15 protein-coding genes, 2 tRNA genes and 1 pseudogene are annotated in these 13,637 nt (G+C 44.4%); 8 read left to right on the forward strand and 10 right to left on the reverse strand.

Features of this window, described 5'->3' with window-relative positions:
- Nucleotides 1-22: 22 nt before the first annotated feature.
- Nucleotides 23-181, reverse strand: a complete 159-nt coding sequence (locus SSCH_RS21535; protein WP_198142028.1) for a helix-turn-helix domain-containing protein — start codon at nucleotides 179-181, stop codon at nucleotides 23-25.
- Nucleotides 159-1,799: a sigma 54-interacting transcriptional regulator gene (locus tag SSCH_RS00485; protein ID WP_198142029.1), complete on the reverse strand. Its 1,641-nt coding sequence runs from the start codon at nucleotides 1,797-1,799 to the stop codon at nucleotides 159-161. Before SSCH_RS00485 ends, SSCH_RS21535 begins: the two co-directional genes overlap by 23 nt.
- Nucleotides 1,800-2,156: 357 nt before the next feature.
- Between SSCH_RS00485 and SSCH_RS00490 the strand changes: the two genes are divergently transcribed.
- From SSCH_RS00490 to SSCH_RS00505, 4 genes are all read left to right on the forward strand, one after another.
- Nucleotides 2,157-3,626, forward strand: coding sequence for a trimethylamine methyltransferase family protein (locus tag SSCH_RS00490; protein ID WP_044663756.1), 1,470 nt, complete (start codon nucleotides 2,157-2,159; stop codon nucleotides 3,624-3,626).
- A 105-nt stretch (nucleotides 3,627-3,731) separates the two neighbouring features.
- The gene (locus SSCH_RS00495) at nucleotides 3,732-4,355 is read left to right on the forward strand and encodes a cobalamin B12-binding domain-containing protein (RefSeq protein WP_044663757.1); all 624 of its coding nucleotides are present in this window, start codon (nucleotides 3,732-3,734) and stop codon (nucleotides 4,353-4,355) included.
- 34 nt (nucleotides 4,356-4,389) lie between these two features.
- Nucleotides 4,390-5,187, forward strand: coding sequence for a methyltetrahydrofolate cobalamin methyltransferase (locus tag SSCH_RS00500; protein WP_044663758.1), 798 nt, complete (start codon nucleotides 4,390-4,392; stop codon nucleotides 5,185-5,187).
- 231 nt (nucleotides 5,188-5,418) lie between these two features.
- On the forward strand, nucleotides 5,419-6,720 hold the full coding sequence (locus tag SSCH_RS00505; protein ID WP_232294119.1) for a sodium:solute symporter family protein: 1,302 nt from the start codon (nucleotides 5,419-5,421) through the stop codon (nucleotides 6,718-6,720).
- Between the two features lie 80 nt (nucleotides 6,721-6,800).
- Here the strand turns inward: SSCH_RS00505 and SSCH_RS00510 are convergent, their stop codons facing one another.
- The 4 genes from SSCH_RS00510 to SSCH_RS18570 all read right to left on the reverse strand — a co-directional run bounded on the left by SSCH_RS00510 (nucleotide 6,801) and on the right by SSCH_RS18570 (nucleotide 9,910).
- Nucleotides 6,801-8,069: a helix-turn-helix domain-containing protein gene (locus tag SSCH_RS00510; protein ID WP_044663759.1), complete on the reverse strand. Its 1,269-nt coding sequence runs from the start codon at nucleotides 8,067-8,069 to the stop codon at nucleotides 6,801-6,803.
- The gene (locus SSCH_RS00515; RefSeq protein WP_044663760.1) at nucleotides 8,035-8,454 is read right to left on the reverse strand and encodes a hypothetical protein; all 420 of its coding nucleotides are present in this window, start codon (nucleotides 8,452-8,454) and stop codon (nucleotides 8,035-8,037) included. The genes SSCH_RS00510 and SSCH_RS00515 overlap by 35 nt, the downstream gene beginning before the upstream one ends.
- A gap of 233 nt (nucleotides 8,455-8,687) precedes the next feature.
- Nucleotides 8,688-9,620 (reverse strand): extracellular solute-binding protein, encoded by a 933-nt coding sequence (locus tag SSCH_RS00520; protein ID WP_198142033.1) that lies wholly within the window; start codon nucleotides 9,618-9,620, stop codon nucleotides 8,688-8,690.
- Nucleotides 9,506-9,910, reverse strand: coding sequence for a type 2 periplasmic-binding domain-containing protein (locus SSCH_RS18570; protein ID WP_198142030.1), 405 nt, complete (start codon nucleotides 9,908-9,910; stop codon nucleotides 9,506-9,508). Before SSCH_RS18570 ends, SSCH_RS00520 begins: the two co-directional genes overlap by 115 nt.
- Nucleotides 9,911-10,088: 178 nt before the next feature.
- Between SSCH_RS18570 and SSCH_RS00525 the strand changes: the two genes are divergently transcribed.
- From SSCH_RS00525 to SSCH_RS00540, 4 genes are all read left to right on the forward strand, one after another.
- A complete protein-coding gene (locus tag SSCH_RS00525; RefSeq protein ID WP_044663761.1) occupies nucleotides 10,089-10,382 on the forward strand; it encodes a hypothetical protein in 294 nt (97 codons plus the stop codon).
- A 71-nt stretch (nucleotides 10,383-10,453) separates the two neighbouring features.
- Nucleotides 10,454-10,768 carry a hypothetical protein gene (locus SSCH_RS00530; RefSeq protein WP_044663762.1) on the forward strand — a complete coding sequence of 105 codons (315 nt, stop codon included), beginning with the start codon at nucleotides 10,454-10,456 and terminating at the stop codon, nucleotides 10,766-10,768.
- 67 nt (nucleotides 10,769-10,835) lie between these two features.
- Nucleotides 10,836-10,910: transfer RNA gene (locus SSCH_RS00535), tRNA-Gly, on the forward strand.
- Between the two features lie 102 nt (nucleotides 10,911-11,012).
- Nucleotides 11,013-11,087, forward strand: a tRNA-Gly gene (locus SSCH_RS00540).
- A 396-nt stretch (nucleotides 11,088-11,483) separates the two neighbouring features.
- Here the strand turns inward: SSCH_RS00540 and SSCH_RS00545 are convergent.
- The 4 genes and pseudogenes from SSCH_RS00545 to SSCH_RS21545 all read right to left on the reverse strand — a co-directional run bounded on the left by SSCH_RS00545 (nucleotide 11,484) and on the right by SSCH_RS21545 (nucleotide 13,596).
- Entirely contained in the window at nucleotides 11,484-11,849 is a 366-nt protein-coding gene (locus SSCH_RS00545; protein WP_044663763.1) for a helix-turn-helix domain-containing protein, read from the reverse strand.
- Nucleotides 11,850-12,692: 843 nt separating this feature from the next.
- Nucleotides 12,693-13,228: pseudogene (locus SSCH_RS20600) on the reverse strand (M20/M25/M40 family metallo-hydrolase).
- A complete protein-coding gene (locus SSCH_RS21540) occupies nucleotides 13,116-13,439 on the reverse strand; it encodes a hypothetical protein (protein ID WP_156972001.1) in 324 nt (107 codons plus the stop codon). Before SSCH_RS21540 ends, SSCH_RS20600 begins: the two are co-directional and overlap by 113 nt.
- 28 nt (nucleotides 13,440-13,467) lie before the next feature.
- Complete coding sequence (locus tag SSCH_RS21545; RefSeq protein ID WP_198142031.1) at nucleotides 13,468-13,596, reverse strand: hypothetical protein; 129 nt, start codon at nucleotides 13,594-13,596, stop codon at nucleotides 13,468-13,470.
- Nucleotides 13,597-13,637 lie beyond the last annotated feature (41 nt).

Below are 13,637 nucleotides of genomic sequence, written 5' to 3' on the forward strand. Positions count from 1 at the left end.
TTTTAGTTCATTATATTTTATTTTAATTATCTGCCATCTTACATTTCCGGCAGGGTTTTTCGATATTTAATTTGTTCATTCGATACTGTAAGTTTTGGCGCCCTATACCTATTGCTTTTGCAGCACGAGAAATGTTCCAGTGGTGGTTTTGTAAAGAATTAAGTATAACTTTTTTTTTCAACTTCTCTTAAGGCAGCTGCTAAAGTTGTGGCCTGTATATTGTTCAAAAGATCATTATTAGTTGATGTGGTTTGATATCTATTATGAATAATCTTTGTACGCTTGAGGTGGGATGGTAAATGACAAAGCTGCAGCTCTTCTCCGTCTTCTATCATCGCAACACAACTCTCCAGTGTATGTTCAAGTTCTCGTACATTTCCAGGCCAGGGGCGTTGATAAAGGTAATTACTAAATTCAGTTGAAAGTTTAATATTTTTTTTCCCGTAAAGTCGAGATTTCTTTTTTAAAAAGTATTCGGCGAGCACTTCAACATCTTTTTCTCGCTCGCGTAAAGGCGGGATATTAATGCGAAGCAGTGCTAAGCGGTAATATATGTCCCTTCTCAGAGTGCCTTTTTCTACACATGCCTCTGGCTCTTCATTGCTGGATGTTATAATGCGACATTTAACAGGGATTTCGTATGTTGCGCCAACTCTTCGTACGACTTTTTCTTGCAGGGCTCGAAGCAGCTTAGCCTGCATCGCCATAGGCATCGAGTTAATTTCATCGAGAAATAACGTACCATTTCCCGCTTGTTCAAAAACACCTTGTAGATTTTGGGCACCTGTGAACGAGCCTTTAACCGTACCAAATAGGATGCTTTCAAATAAAGATTCAGGTACAGCCGCACAGTTAATAGCTACAAAAGGTTGATCCGCATATGGGCCACTATTGTGAATACTTTGTGCAAAAAGTTCTTTCCCTGTCCCTGTCTCTCCATAAATCAAAATAGGGGAGGGGCTCATTGCCACTACTCGTGCCTTTTTTATTGTGTTGACCATTACTTCGCTTTCTCCAATAATACTCTCAAAAGTATACTTGGTGCCATTAGGTTCCATTTTATTAGTTAGTTTTTCTTGTAATTCAACAGCCTTTTGGAGTAGTGAGCGGACTACACTGACGTTTTTTACCACTGAAAAGACAGCGATTACTTCGTTGTTTTTAATGACAGGGTAGGTTTTCCCCATACCTTCCTGTTCTATGCCATTCCTGGTAGAGTATGTTTTATAGATGTCTGTAATCGGCAGCCCTGTTTTTAATGCTGTTGCATGTACATTAGAGTCATACACTTCATCTAGGTGTTTTCCAACCACTTCGTCCTGGGATAAACCTTCATGATCGGCGTATGATTTGTTATAAAGAGTTATCTTGTTTTCCTGGTCTGACATTACTATTCCTTCATCTACACAATCCAGGATGGTTTTTAAACAATACAATTCGTTAGCTTGTTGTTTATATAGGGTATTATCGGAAATATACCAAAGATATAGTGGCGAATCTTTCAAATTGGCCGTTTTGACACTTACGTATAAGGTTTTTCTGTTGTAGTTAATAGTTGTCGGTTTATCCCAATAGGTTTTAACATCGTCTGTAGGGATGAAAGAGGATAAACTACCGTTGCCATCCTCGTGATAATTAAGTAATCTCTGGGCAGATGGGTTAATGTATAAAATAGTATCATCACTATTTGTAATTATCATTCCGTCAGGTGAGTTGTCGGCAAATAAGTGGAAACACATTGATAGTTCTTCTTTCACATATCTTCCCCCATTATTTGTTTCTAACTGAATATTTTTCATGTTTACAGATTCCCTCCAGGCACCCAGGGACAGTCAAAGATCCGTTGCAAATCATATTACTTATTTGATATTTCAGCAAAGAACTCCTGCTTATGTGCATAAAATATATTCAACTGCACAATAAATAAGCATTTATCATCTTCCATAGTGCGCATATTATGTGCACTAATGTTTTTTGGGGTGAAATCACTTGCTATTGCGGTGTTTTAGTTACGGCATGAATATTGCTTATATGCTTAATGGGAGGTAATCCGATTCAGTTTCAACAGCAACGGAGTTAGTGTCTGCTGCTAGACAGGGAAGGCCGTTATCTATTAGAGGAACAAATAAATAATAAGAAAGGGTGGTTTTGCAAAAATGAGTATTCAGAGCATTGAGTCAAATTATGGTGGAGGACATCAAAGCGTTCATTTCAAGGTGTTGTCAGATCAACAGTGCGAAAAAATTATTGGGGCTGCCTTAGAAATCCTGGAAAGAACCGGTGTGGATATTAATTGCGAAGAGGCCCTTTCCTTATTAAAAGAGGCCGGATGTTTTATTGATGGTAAGAGGGTAAGAATCCCTTCATATCTGATAAAAAAAGCGCTTCAGACAGCACCTTCGAGAGTAGTTCTGGCTGACCGAAACGGAAATAGAAAATTGTTTTTAGAAGGCAATAACAGCTATTTTGGACTGGGACCTACCTGCCCTAATTTTATTGATGCAGAGACCGGCGAAAGAAGGAAGGCTACCAAACAAGATGTAGTGAATACAGCAATAGTAGCTGATAAACTGCCAAATATTGATTATGTGATGTCGTTATCCATGATCTCTGATCATACACCGGCACTGGCTGATGTCCATGAAGTTCACGCTATGCTGCAGTATACAACCAAGCCGCTAGCCGGATGGGCTTTCAATGCTGCAGGAATGCAGGATATTATTGATATGTGCAGTGTAGTTGCCGGAAGCCTGGAGGAGTTGCAGCGCAATCCATTTATTGTTTTATATTCAGAACCAACCAGCCCGTTAACTCACTCCAATGATGCATTAAAAAAATTACTATTAACTGCAGAAAACAGAATACCGGTAGTATACACTCCGGGTATGATTATTGGCGGAACAGCACCGGTTACACTGGCAGGAGCGCTGGCAGTGGGTGTTGCTGATAACCTGACCGGGCTTCTTTTGAGCCAGTTGAAAAGGGAGGGTGCACCTTTTATTGGCGCTGCACCAGGTGGGCCAATGGATATGGCTACCATGCAGCATTGTTATGGAGCCCCTGAACTACTTCTTCAACAAGCAGCATCAACCGATATTTACCATTACCTGAAGCTGCCCATCTGGGGTACTGCAGGAACAACTGATTCAAAGATCGTTGATGAGCAGGCTGCAATTGATGATGCGATTCAGGTATTTGCCGGCGCCTTAAGCGGAGCACATTTAATTCATGATGTTGGGTTTATTGATTTAGGTATGACAGGCTCTTTGGAGCAGATGGTTTTATGCGATGAAATAATCGGCTATGTTAGAAGATTTGTCTATGGATTGGAGATAAATGACGAAACCCTGGCACTAGAAGTGGTAGATCAGGTAGGTCCGGGGGGACAGTTCCTGGGTACTAAACACACATTCAGAAACTTCAAGGAAAGATCTTGGAAGCCCACCCTATTTGACAGGCGCAGCTTTGAACAATGGGAGAAAGACGGCAAGAAAACGATGGGTCAGCGAGTTCATGAAAAGGTTAAGCAAATACTTGATGAGCACCAGCCACAGTTGCTTCCGGAAGAAGTAATTAAACAGCTTGATGCTATCGTTGATAGGGCTGAAGCGCGAATCAAAAAATAGTATGGTGAAATGGAACTAGTGATAAAAGTTAAAGATAGTCCGGCCAGATATCAGTGTGATATTTGGCCGGAAATAACAAAATAAGAAAAAAGGAGCTTGATCAAGATGAGTGTCCAGCAAATTTATAATGCAGTTCTCGAAATGGATGATGAGCAGGTTATAAAAGTAGTTAAGGCCGAGATTGACAACGGAACAGATGTTTCAGCTATTCTCAACGAGGGCTTAATTAGCGCAATGGATGAAATTGGCAAGCGCTTTAGCGAAGGGACCGTCTATGTTCCCGAAATGATGATGGCTGCACAGGCCATGAAGGCCGGTGTTGAGGAGCTCAAGCCAATGATGAAGGACATGGAGACCAAGAGCCGCGGCACCATCGTTATCGGTACTGTCAAGGGCGATTTGCACGATATCGGCAAAAACCTGGTTGCAATGATGCTTGAAAGTAGTGGCTTCAATGTAATTGACCTTGGTGTAGATGTGGAGAACGACAAGTTTCTGGAAGCAGCCAAAGATAATAACGCTGATATTATCTGCATGTCAGCTCTCCTCACAACTACTATGCCTGCGATGGAGGAAGTTATTGACGCAATCAAGGCTGCCGGACTTAACTTCATGACGATGATCGGTGGTGCACCTGTAACCCAGGAGTTTGCTGACGAGATCGGTGCTACTGGGTTTAGCGAAGACGCTCCTGGCGCAGTAGAGAAGGCCCGAAAACTTATTGCCTAAATTAAACCCTTAGTACAGGACAGGAGGGCATAAAGTGCTAGTTATTGGAGAACTGATCAACACCAGCCGTAAAGCAATCAAAGAGGCAGTAGATAAACAGGATGCTGAATATATAAAGAATATTGCTAAGGAACAATTTGAAGCCGGAGCAAACTACATCGATGTAAACTGTGGGACCATGATTAATAACGAAGTTGAAATAATGGAATGGCTTGTCAATAACATTCAGGAGGCTGTTGAGGCCCCTTTATGTATCGATAGCCCGAACCCGAAAGCTCTTGAGGCTGGACTTGCTCTGTGTAAATATGGCCAGCCGATGATTAATTCAATAAGTGATGAAAAAGAACGATTCGATAATGTTCTTCCACTGGTATTAAAGTACAAAGCTAAAGTAGTAGCTCTCTGTATGGATGACACTGGTATGCCAGAAACATCAGAGGACCGGATGCGTGTAGTAAAAAGCTTATATGCAAAACTTAAGGCTGCTGAAGTTCCGGAAGATAATATCTATTTTGACCCACTTGTAAAACCAATCAGCAGTGTTGAGACTGCGGGGATGGAAGTATTGGAGACTATCAGGTTGATAAAAGAGCAATACCCCTTGGTACACTTTATGTGCGGTCTCAGCAATGTTTCGTATGGGTTGCCCAATCGTAAGGTCTTGAACCGGCTGTTTGTTGCTCAAACCATGGCTGTGGGAATGGATGGTTATATCCTTGACCCGACAGATAAAGATATGATGGGCGTTATTTACGGCTCTATGGCTCTTTTGGGGCAAGATTCATACTGTATGGGCTATTTAAAAGCTCACAGAAAGGGATTATATCAATAAAAGATAAATCGTGGAGATAAGCGCCACTGCTTTTGATACAGAACACAGCAAGAGATGAAGTTACCCCGCGGCACTATGGGTTGCAATAGTTTTTCCATAAGTGGCGCTTCTCTACTATAAAAAACTTATTTAATAAAACGGGAGAGATGTAATTTGATTCTCACCATCATTATTGTTTACCTTGTGATATTGTTAGCTGTGGGGTTTTGGGCGAATAGGTACAATAAAGACATGACCGATTTCATACTCGCAGGGCGCAGACTCGGGCTTGGTCTTGGCACTTTTACTATTGCAGCAACTTATTTTGGCGGCGGATATGTCTTAGGTTTAGGTGAAGCAGCGTATCAAAACGGGCTTGTGGTTTGGTGGTTTGGTATAGGCGGAGGGCTAGGACTTATTTTAACAGGGTTTCTGGCCGGAAAAGTAAGAGCAATGAATATCTATACAATTCCGGATTTTTTGGAACGCAGATACGGCGGTAGGCTTTTTAGGCCTTTGATCGCCATCATCACTATTATTACTTATACCGGGATACTAGCTTCCCAGATACTGGCGACTAAAGCCGCCTTATCAATTGTGGGTCTTGGAACAATGAAGGCAGCAGCTGTTGCTTCCTTAGTCTTTATAGTGTACGCAGCTGTTGGGGGGCTCTGGGCAGCAACTATTACTGATTTTATCCAGCTTATCGTTGCATCAGGTGGAATTATTGCGGCATTTACTGCAGTTCTTTGGCGTTTAGGTGGTTGGGGAGGATTTGTTTCAGCTATCCAATTAAACATAAACAAATCAACCCATGGGTTTTTCAATGTAATGGGGACTGGAGACTGGTCATATATTATTTGGCTTGCTGCTCCTATTTTATTGACTACTTTAGCTGGTGCTGATACATACCAGCGTTTATTAGCTACAAAAGATGCAAAAACGGCACAAAGGTCCTGCTGGTTAGCGGGTATCATCATAATTATAATAACCGCTTTTCCCACATTAATAGGCATGAGTGCACATGCATTTTTCCCCGGCTTGAACGATGCATCTGCGGCGTTGCCAAATGTTGTGGGCCATGTATTTTCCCCTGTACTGGCGGGAATAGTTATGGCAGCTATTCTGGCGGCCATCATGTCAACGGCAGATTCACTGCTGACCGTAGGGACTGCGAACATTGTCTATGACATTATGTACAAGACACTGCACAGGGAAGAAGAATTAGATGAGAAAAAAATGCTTACGATTTCCAGGGTTGCAGTTGTTATCATGGGTTTGATTGCCGTTATAGTTGCTGCGTTATCTTCGGGGATCATTGATCTTATTAACTTTGTGGCGATTTTAAATACCGGAGGCATAGTTGTTCCTGTTGTTGGCGGGATACTTTGGAAGAGGGCCAATTTAAAAGCAGGTTTGTCGGCCTTCTTTTTTCGGGATCACAGCAGCGGCAATGGGCTTATCTGGAGTAACATTCGCTGGAATTCCTACGGAAATATTCGGTATATTAGTATCACTTGTGGTGTTTATCGTTGTTACTCTGGTAACTACTAAAAAAGACGATGAATTGTTGGTGGAGTAGGTGTAATAATGCGTATCCCAGCTGTTTGCTAAAAGCAAACAGCTGGGGTATTCTATTGATCCCCCTGATCCGCTATCTCTTTCCCTATTTCTTTGAGCAGCTTTACATAGAGGATGAGTTCATCGCGGGAGTTGATGTTGAGCTTGGTATAGATGCGTTTGTTGTGTGTTTTGATTGTGTTGATGCTGAGGAATAGTTCTTCTGCGGTTTCTTTTGGGGTGTATCCTTTTACATAGTGGTTGAAGACTAAGCGTTCGGATGGAGTGAGCTTTTCGGTGTTTTCCAGGAATTCATCAAGGCTGGAGAGGGAAAGGTTCTCCTGCTTGGCCTTTTCGTATAATTCTTCATTATGTACTTTAAGAAAATCAATCAAGTCGTTAATCTCCGGTATTTGGGTTCTCGGTGCCTCGCTTAAGTTTTCAGATTTAATAATATCAAGGCCTTCAAAAAATGGTTTCAGAAATTGTTTACTCAAAAAGAAGGCAGCTATAATACCTAAAAGAACAAGTATTGTCAGCAGGGAGATCAACATCAGATTTAGCCGGGTGATAGAGCTTACGACATCCATCTCAGGAATCATCAGGGCGGCTACCCATTTTTCATCAGAAAAGGTAGAATTCCTAGAATATAAGTTGATGGGCTTATGAAATCCCAAGAATGAATGATTCCGCCCCTGACTCTGTTTATACGAACAAAATGAACGGCCTTGATCCGATATTTTCAGAGTAGTATTGCCTTTTGATGTCATTTTGGCCGAATAACCACCTGCAAACATCGACTTCTGCAGATCAATTTTGTTCTCAGTTATCGGTGAAAAGACACAGAACATGCGCTGATAGGTGCCTCTTTGCGGCATATTGGACAGCTTAAAGAGCATGGCACTTATTTCCAATCCACAAACACCAAACACATGACCACGGGAATCGATCAAGGGAACAGAGCAGAGCATGATATCTTCGCTGGTACCCGGCAGTTTAAAGGCAGGAGACCAATAGTAGAGCCGTGATAAGGGGAGTTCGGGGTTTAAATTGGCGGCATCAATGGGGCGATGATAATACGGGGCATTAACGTTATTTGTTTCAAATTCCATCTTCCACTGGGCATGAAGGGGTAACGAGTTAGCACGGCTAATGCTGGGAAAGCCACGCAAAACAATGATGTTCGGTGACAATGAATTGACAATATTGGGTTCCATATTCTTAAGATATAATCCTACCCTGGAGCTTTGGGCATCATCAAGGGCAGGGTTCACAGTGGCATCCAAAACAAAGAAAGCCCCGCTGCTCTTAGCCAGCTGCAGAGAAAAAAAAGGTTTGTTCATATCCGGCGGAGACAAGCTCCTCCAGCATCTCCGGATGATCCTGCAGGTCAGCGGCAGATATGCCGAGCTTGTTCATTCTTTCTTCCATAATATTGGATAGAGCCTTGGAAAACTCTATTGTCTGCAGGGAAAACCGTCCATATTCCTGCGAAATTTTCTGTGAAGCATGAATGAGCTCGTTTTTTACCAATCTCTCATTTTCCGACAGGCCTGCAGTGAAAGTTCCCGTGACTATCAGAATGGCGATAACTCCAAGAACAATAGTCAGCACCAACACTGTCAACAGCAGAAAAAGCCTGGACGCCGTAGGCACGCCCATTGTCGATTTCTGCAGCTCTTGTTTTAATAAAGCAATTTTGTTTTTAATAGGGGGTAATGTGCTCAATGTAAAAGCCCCTCGCTGACCAGGGAGTGATTATTAGTCCTGTGTATATGTACTACTATTTGACAAAATTATTCATAAAATCTTCATATACACCCTTTGATGCGGCCTCATATGCTGTCTTTGCATCACTTTTTGCATCACTGCCCTTTAAATGTTCCAGATAGAATTTTCTCGATTGGGAAGCGGTTTCCAAAAATAGGCCTTGGTATTTTTCTTGCAGTTCGTCAACACCGTCAAAGAGCGGTGGTATGTAGAACTTGTATTCTTTTTGTCATTATTTTAGATGTTTCCAGCAGCATTTTTATCTTTTCGTCAGATATGCTCTCGATCTCTTTGGACATTAGCTCACCGAATGCTTCCTTAGTTACAGGAAGATAGCCTGTGGATGAAACAAAGCGAAGATTGTTTTCAGGGCTGGTGAACCATTTTAAAAAGACAGCTGCTGCTTTTCCCTTCTCTTTTGTCGACTTGATCACACTCATACCCGCACCCCGCTGTACAGCTATTTTTTTGCCGCCTTCAAAAACAGGATAAGGGCAGATGGCCAGCTCTGCCGGCTCAGTGGTGTTGTCTGCATAGGTAACAGTTGAAGGGAAAAACGATACACCGGCAGTGGAGCCGGTTGAACAGACAATATCGCCCGTTTTGACGAGATCATTGGCATATCCGTCATAAACAGCCATATGGCCTAAGACAGCGGGTTTATAATAACTCTCCCACACTTTTCGATACTGTGGAGATGTGAAGTTGATTGCTCCATCATTAATGAGCTCTGCACCCAGCTGTTTACACCCGCTCAGTGCGAAATTAAAGAGCGAATCTGACATAAAAAACATCTTTCCGTCATTTTTCACATCGGCTGTTTGTTGATCAGTCCACTCATAGTAAAGCTCAGCGGTTTTTATAATGCCCTCAAAGGTTTGCAAATCCTCCATCCTGGCACCGGTTTCCTCTGCAAATCTATCAAAAATGGTTGTGTTCACAAACAAAACTTCTGTAGATTTAGCAGTGGGGAAGACGTAGAGACTGTCATCCTTGATGCGCCCTTCCTCTAGAAATTCAGAGATATAGGCAGCCAGTTCTTTCTTTGTAAACTGCTGCCTGAGATCAGCGAGCAGTCCTTTTTCCGCCAGGGCGAGAGCTGTTTTGGGATAGGCAGTTGTAATATCCGGGAGGCAGGTGCGCCAGGGTCTTCATGTGCAGCCATGGTGAGTTTTTCATGGAGGGCCGCACTGCCCGATATAGATGTAACACTGATAATGATGCCTTTTTCTGCTCCAACCGTGTCATTGAATTCATCGATCAAGCCGTCCATCGTGTCTTTCAGCTGGCCGCCGTAATTATGCCAGAGAGTTAGAGTTACCGGCTCCTTTGTGTTTATATCATTTCGACAGCCGGTTAACATAATGCCGAGTATTAGAGTCAGGGTTATGCAGACAAAAAGATACCTTTTCATATAATACCCCCAAATTACGACGTGTAATCTTATTATAGCAGATCAAATGCATTATTTTGGCTTAATTACACTTTTATTTTGGATCAGGAGAATGCTGGATGAATCAAGGGGACGGCAGACTGTGTGATAACTCCCAAAATCACCAGTTCCGCGGTCAGAAGTGGGGGGTACGTTAGATTTGGGCTGGAATCAAGTTGAAAACATTTCTCAGCTGGCTAACATGGCTTCACTGGAGACCCTTTATCTTGATGATCTTAAGAATATCGATCTCAGCACCCTTCCTCCCTTGAAAAACCTGAAGCATTTAGCTTGTTACTGTAGTTCACTGGGAAGCATTAGTGATGCAGTAGGTGGGAAGCTGGCTGCCCTGGAAGGTCTACAGCTGCTGGACTTGGAGGATTCTGAGCTCCAGGGTATATCAGGACTCAGCAAGCTGGCCTCCCTCGGGGTAAGCTCAACATGCTGCTCCTAACTGTTAGAATAAATTCCAAGAAAAACACATTGCGTTAAAGTGCGCTAAAGAGGTTAAAGAGGGTTACGGGATTGACAAGTGCACAATGGTTTTTGACCGACGGATCAAGTAAAATACAGCCGTTATATAGAAAGCAATTTTACCACGATCCTCAGATGACGACGGGTTATTTTCTGGACTATATCTACGATCATGTTAACGTTTTCAAGTTGCTTACCGTAAAATTAGAGGGAACAAAATACTCTACCTTTATCAATGATTTTGTAGATGCCGAGGTAGATTCCCTCTTTATCTTAGAGCCTACCGTCAAATTACACCTGCGCAGCATCTTCCGCAAATTGGGGGTGCGCAAGTGCATTAAGGCGCAGGCGCTGGCAATACAATAATCCTAATAGAACCGCTAAAGACCTTGCCAAACCCGGTTCCATTCGCTATAATAATTCTACGGAGCGCGCGGGAGTAGCTCAGTGGTAGAGCACCGGCTTCCCAAGCCGGGTGTCGTGGGTTCGAATCCCATTTCCCGCTCCATTTTATTTTCTGGGGAGAGGGGGCGCCCCACCTGTCCGTATGGGTTCTGTGTCCCGTTCCTTGCCAAATCTAGTGCTGTTCGCTATAATACCTATTAAGCGGGCGGGAATAGCTCAGTGGTAGAGCACCGGCTTTCCAAGTCGGGGGTCACGGGTTCGAATCCTGGGTCCCGCTCCATTTATTTTCTGGGAGAATAGGGGGGTCAGGCTTGAATGAGTCCTTATTCCCGTGGCGCTCGTGGTGGTCAACTTACGATCATCCGCCGGGAAAGCCATCCCAAAATCACCAGTTCGGCGGACAGAAGTGGGGGGCATAACTGAAATAGCAAGTTAATTGTCACCACTTATCCCTAAAAACAACCGGAATTTGGTCGTAAGTGTGGGAGATGGAAAAGGGCACAATGGTTTACACAGTCTGTCGTCCTTGGGAGCGCAGGCCAGCTCGGGAGCACAGGCCAGCGGTACAATAGTTTTCACACAGTCTGCCGTCCCCTTGATTCAACCCTGTTTCAACTATAGAGATGGATCAGGAGAACTGTCCTCCTGATCCATTGATCCACCCCTGAAAAAGCAACTACATCAAAGTGAAATAAATCTTGTTCCCTTCCTTAAAACCTCTGGCCAATTCGCAGTGACGCAAAACAGCAAACTGCCCCTGCAGTTCCTCGGGAGTCAACTGCATATACTTTGCGAGCTCTTCCCGGGGCACCTTTCCTTTTTCCTTTAAAAAATTGTAGATTTTTTTCTGAATGGGGGTCAGCCCCTCGATGCCTTTATGCCCCTGCAACTCCCTGGCCGCTCGGGCAGCGGATACCGCCCCGGGATCACAGGGCTGGGGACGTGACATGGCTTCAATATAACAGTCCTCACAGATCGTTTGTCCCCCGTACTGAAATGTATCTTCATTTGCTACATCTGCCTGGCATTTTTCACAGCGCAAAAAAGATCCCTCCTCAATAAAATAATGTTAAATAGTTATTAACAGCATCATAATAAACGCCATCAGCGTCGTCAAGAGGTCAGTGCAGTATCGGGCAGTATCGGGGTCAGGCTTGAGTAATTTACTTTCTGAAAATTGTGACAGTCACCAATAACATGTACCTGTCTATACAAGTATCCCAAAATGGTGACAGTCACCCGTAACTAGCAAGGCACAATACCGGGGTCAGGCTTGAGTAATTTAGTTTCTGCCCGGGCTGTGTACGGGGGTGTGTACAGGGCTGAGTATGGTGCCGCGTCGGTCTGCCTGGTGCTCGAACCTGTCTGCCATGGGTCAAGCTTGTTTTTAGGGCACGATCCTCCCATTTCCCACCTCCCACTCGCCAGGCTTGCTATATTGCTTTTAGCAAAGTGGCATACAGTGCGGTTTGCCGTTAGTTACCTTGTTGCTACCGGGTAAGGCCCCAGTATCTATACCAAAGCCATCTTTCTTCAAACTTCCGACATCCGGTTTTCGACATCCGTTTTTTCCCCAGGCTTGCTATATTGCTTTATTTAGATCAATGCAAATGTCCCAAGTTTACGGGAATGACAGATCATAGGGTGGTACTTTTCGCAGCCTATTTTCTCGCAGCAAAGCGTTCTTTGGTCCAAAACATTCGTCTCCTTCCATGGCATTAGATGAAACCTCCTTAGGATAATTTCATCTAAAATTATAATGGAGTATTACCGGAGTGTTACCTATGTGTTGAACCATTTGTGTTACCCATGTCTTGACCGAACATCTTGACCGAACTCCCAATGACTAACGACTAACGACTAACCACTAACTTGTCAACCACCACTAAAGGTTATCTTTCAGCTTCTCCAGGGTACTCCCATCAATGGCGCGGGCCAGGGCCGCCAGGAGCCGCAGTGCGTTTTGGTAGTCATCAAAGTGGGCTATCCCGGTATGATCGTGAATATAGCGGACGGGTATGCCGAGCACAACCGAGGGGACACCCTGGCGGAAGAGGTGGATTTTGCCCGCATCTGTTCCACCTCCAGGCATTACATCCACCTGAAAGGGGATATTATTTTCTTCTGCTACCTGGACCACCAGGTCGCGAAAGTGGGTGTGGGGAATCATGCTGGCATCGTAAAACCCGATCACCGGCCCCTTCCCCAGTTTGGTGCGGGCAGCGATGTCTGTATCCCCGATTCCTGGGGTGTCGGTCGCCACAGAGACATCGACTACCAGGCGAGATCCGGCCGCACCACGTCAACACTAGTTGTGGCACCCCGCAGTCCCACCTCCTCTTGGACGGTCATTACACCATAGATTGTCCCCTGGTGATGCACATCCTGAAGCTCCTGAAAGAGTTCCACTACCAGGCACACCCCACCCGGTCATCCAGTGCCCTTGCCATAACGGACTCCCATTTTCACAGAGTTGAAAAGTGCTGGAAGGCACCACAGGGTTCCCCTGCTTGACACCGGCTTGTTCCGTTTCTTCCTTACTTGTAGAGCCGATGTCGATGTACATGGTGTTGATTTTGACGGGCTTGGCTCGCTCTTCTGCAGTCAGGATGTGAGGGGACTTCGCCCCGATTCACCCCGATCAGCCGCCCCCTTGCCGGTCAGAATCTCCACGCGCTGCGCCAGCAAGACCTGTTCCCACCAACCCCCCAAGGCTGAAACCTGATAAAGCCACTATCGCTCACCGAGGTGACGAGAAACCCCACCTCATCCATGTGGGCGGCTACCATGATCTTAGGCGCCTCACCGCCGCCCTTTTTGATAGCCACCA

The organism is Syntrophaceticus schinkii, from assembly GCF_000946815.1.
Lineage (GTDB): Bacteria > Bacillota > DSM-12270 > Thermacetogeniales > Thermacetogeniaceae > Syntrophaceticus > Syntrophaceticus schinkii.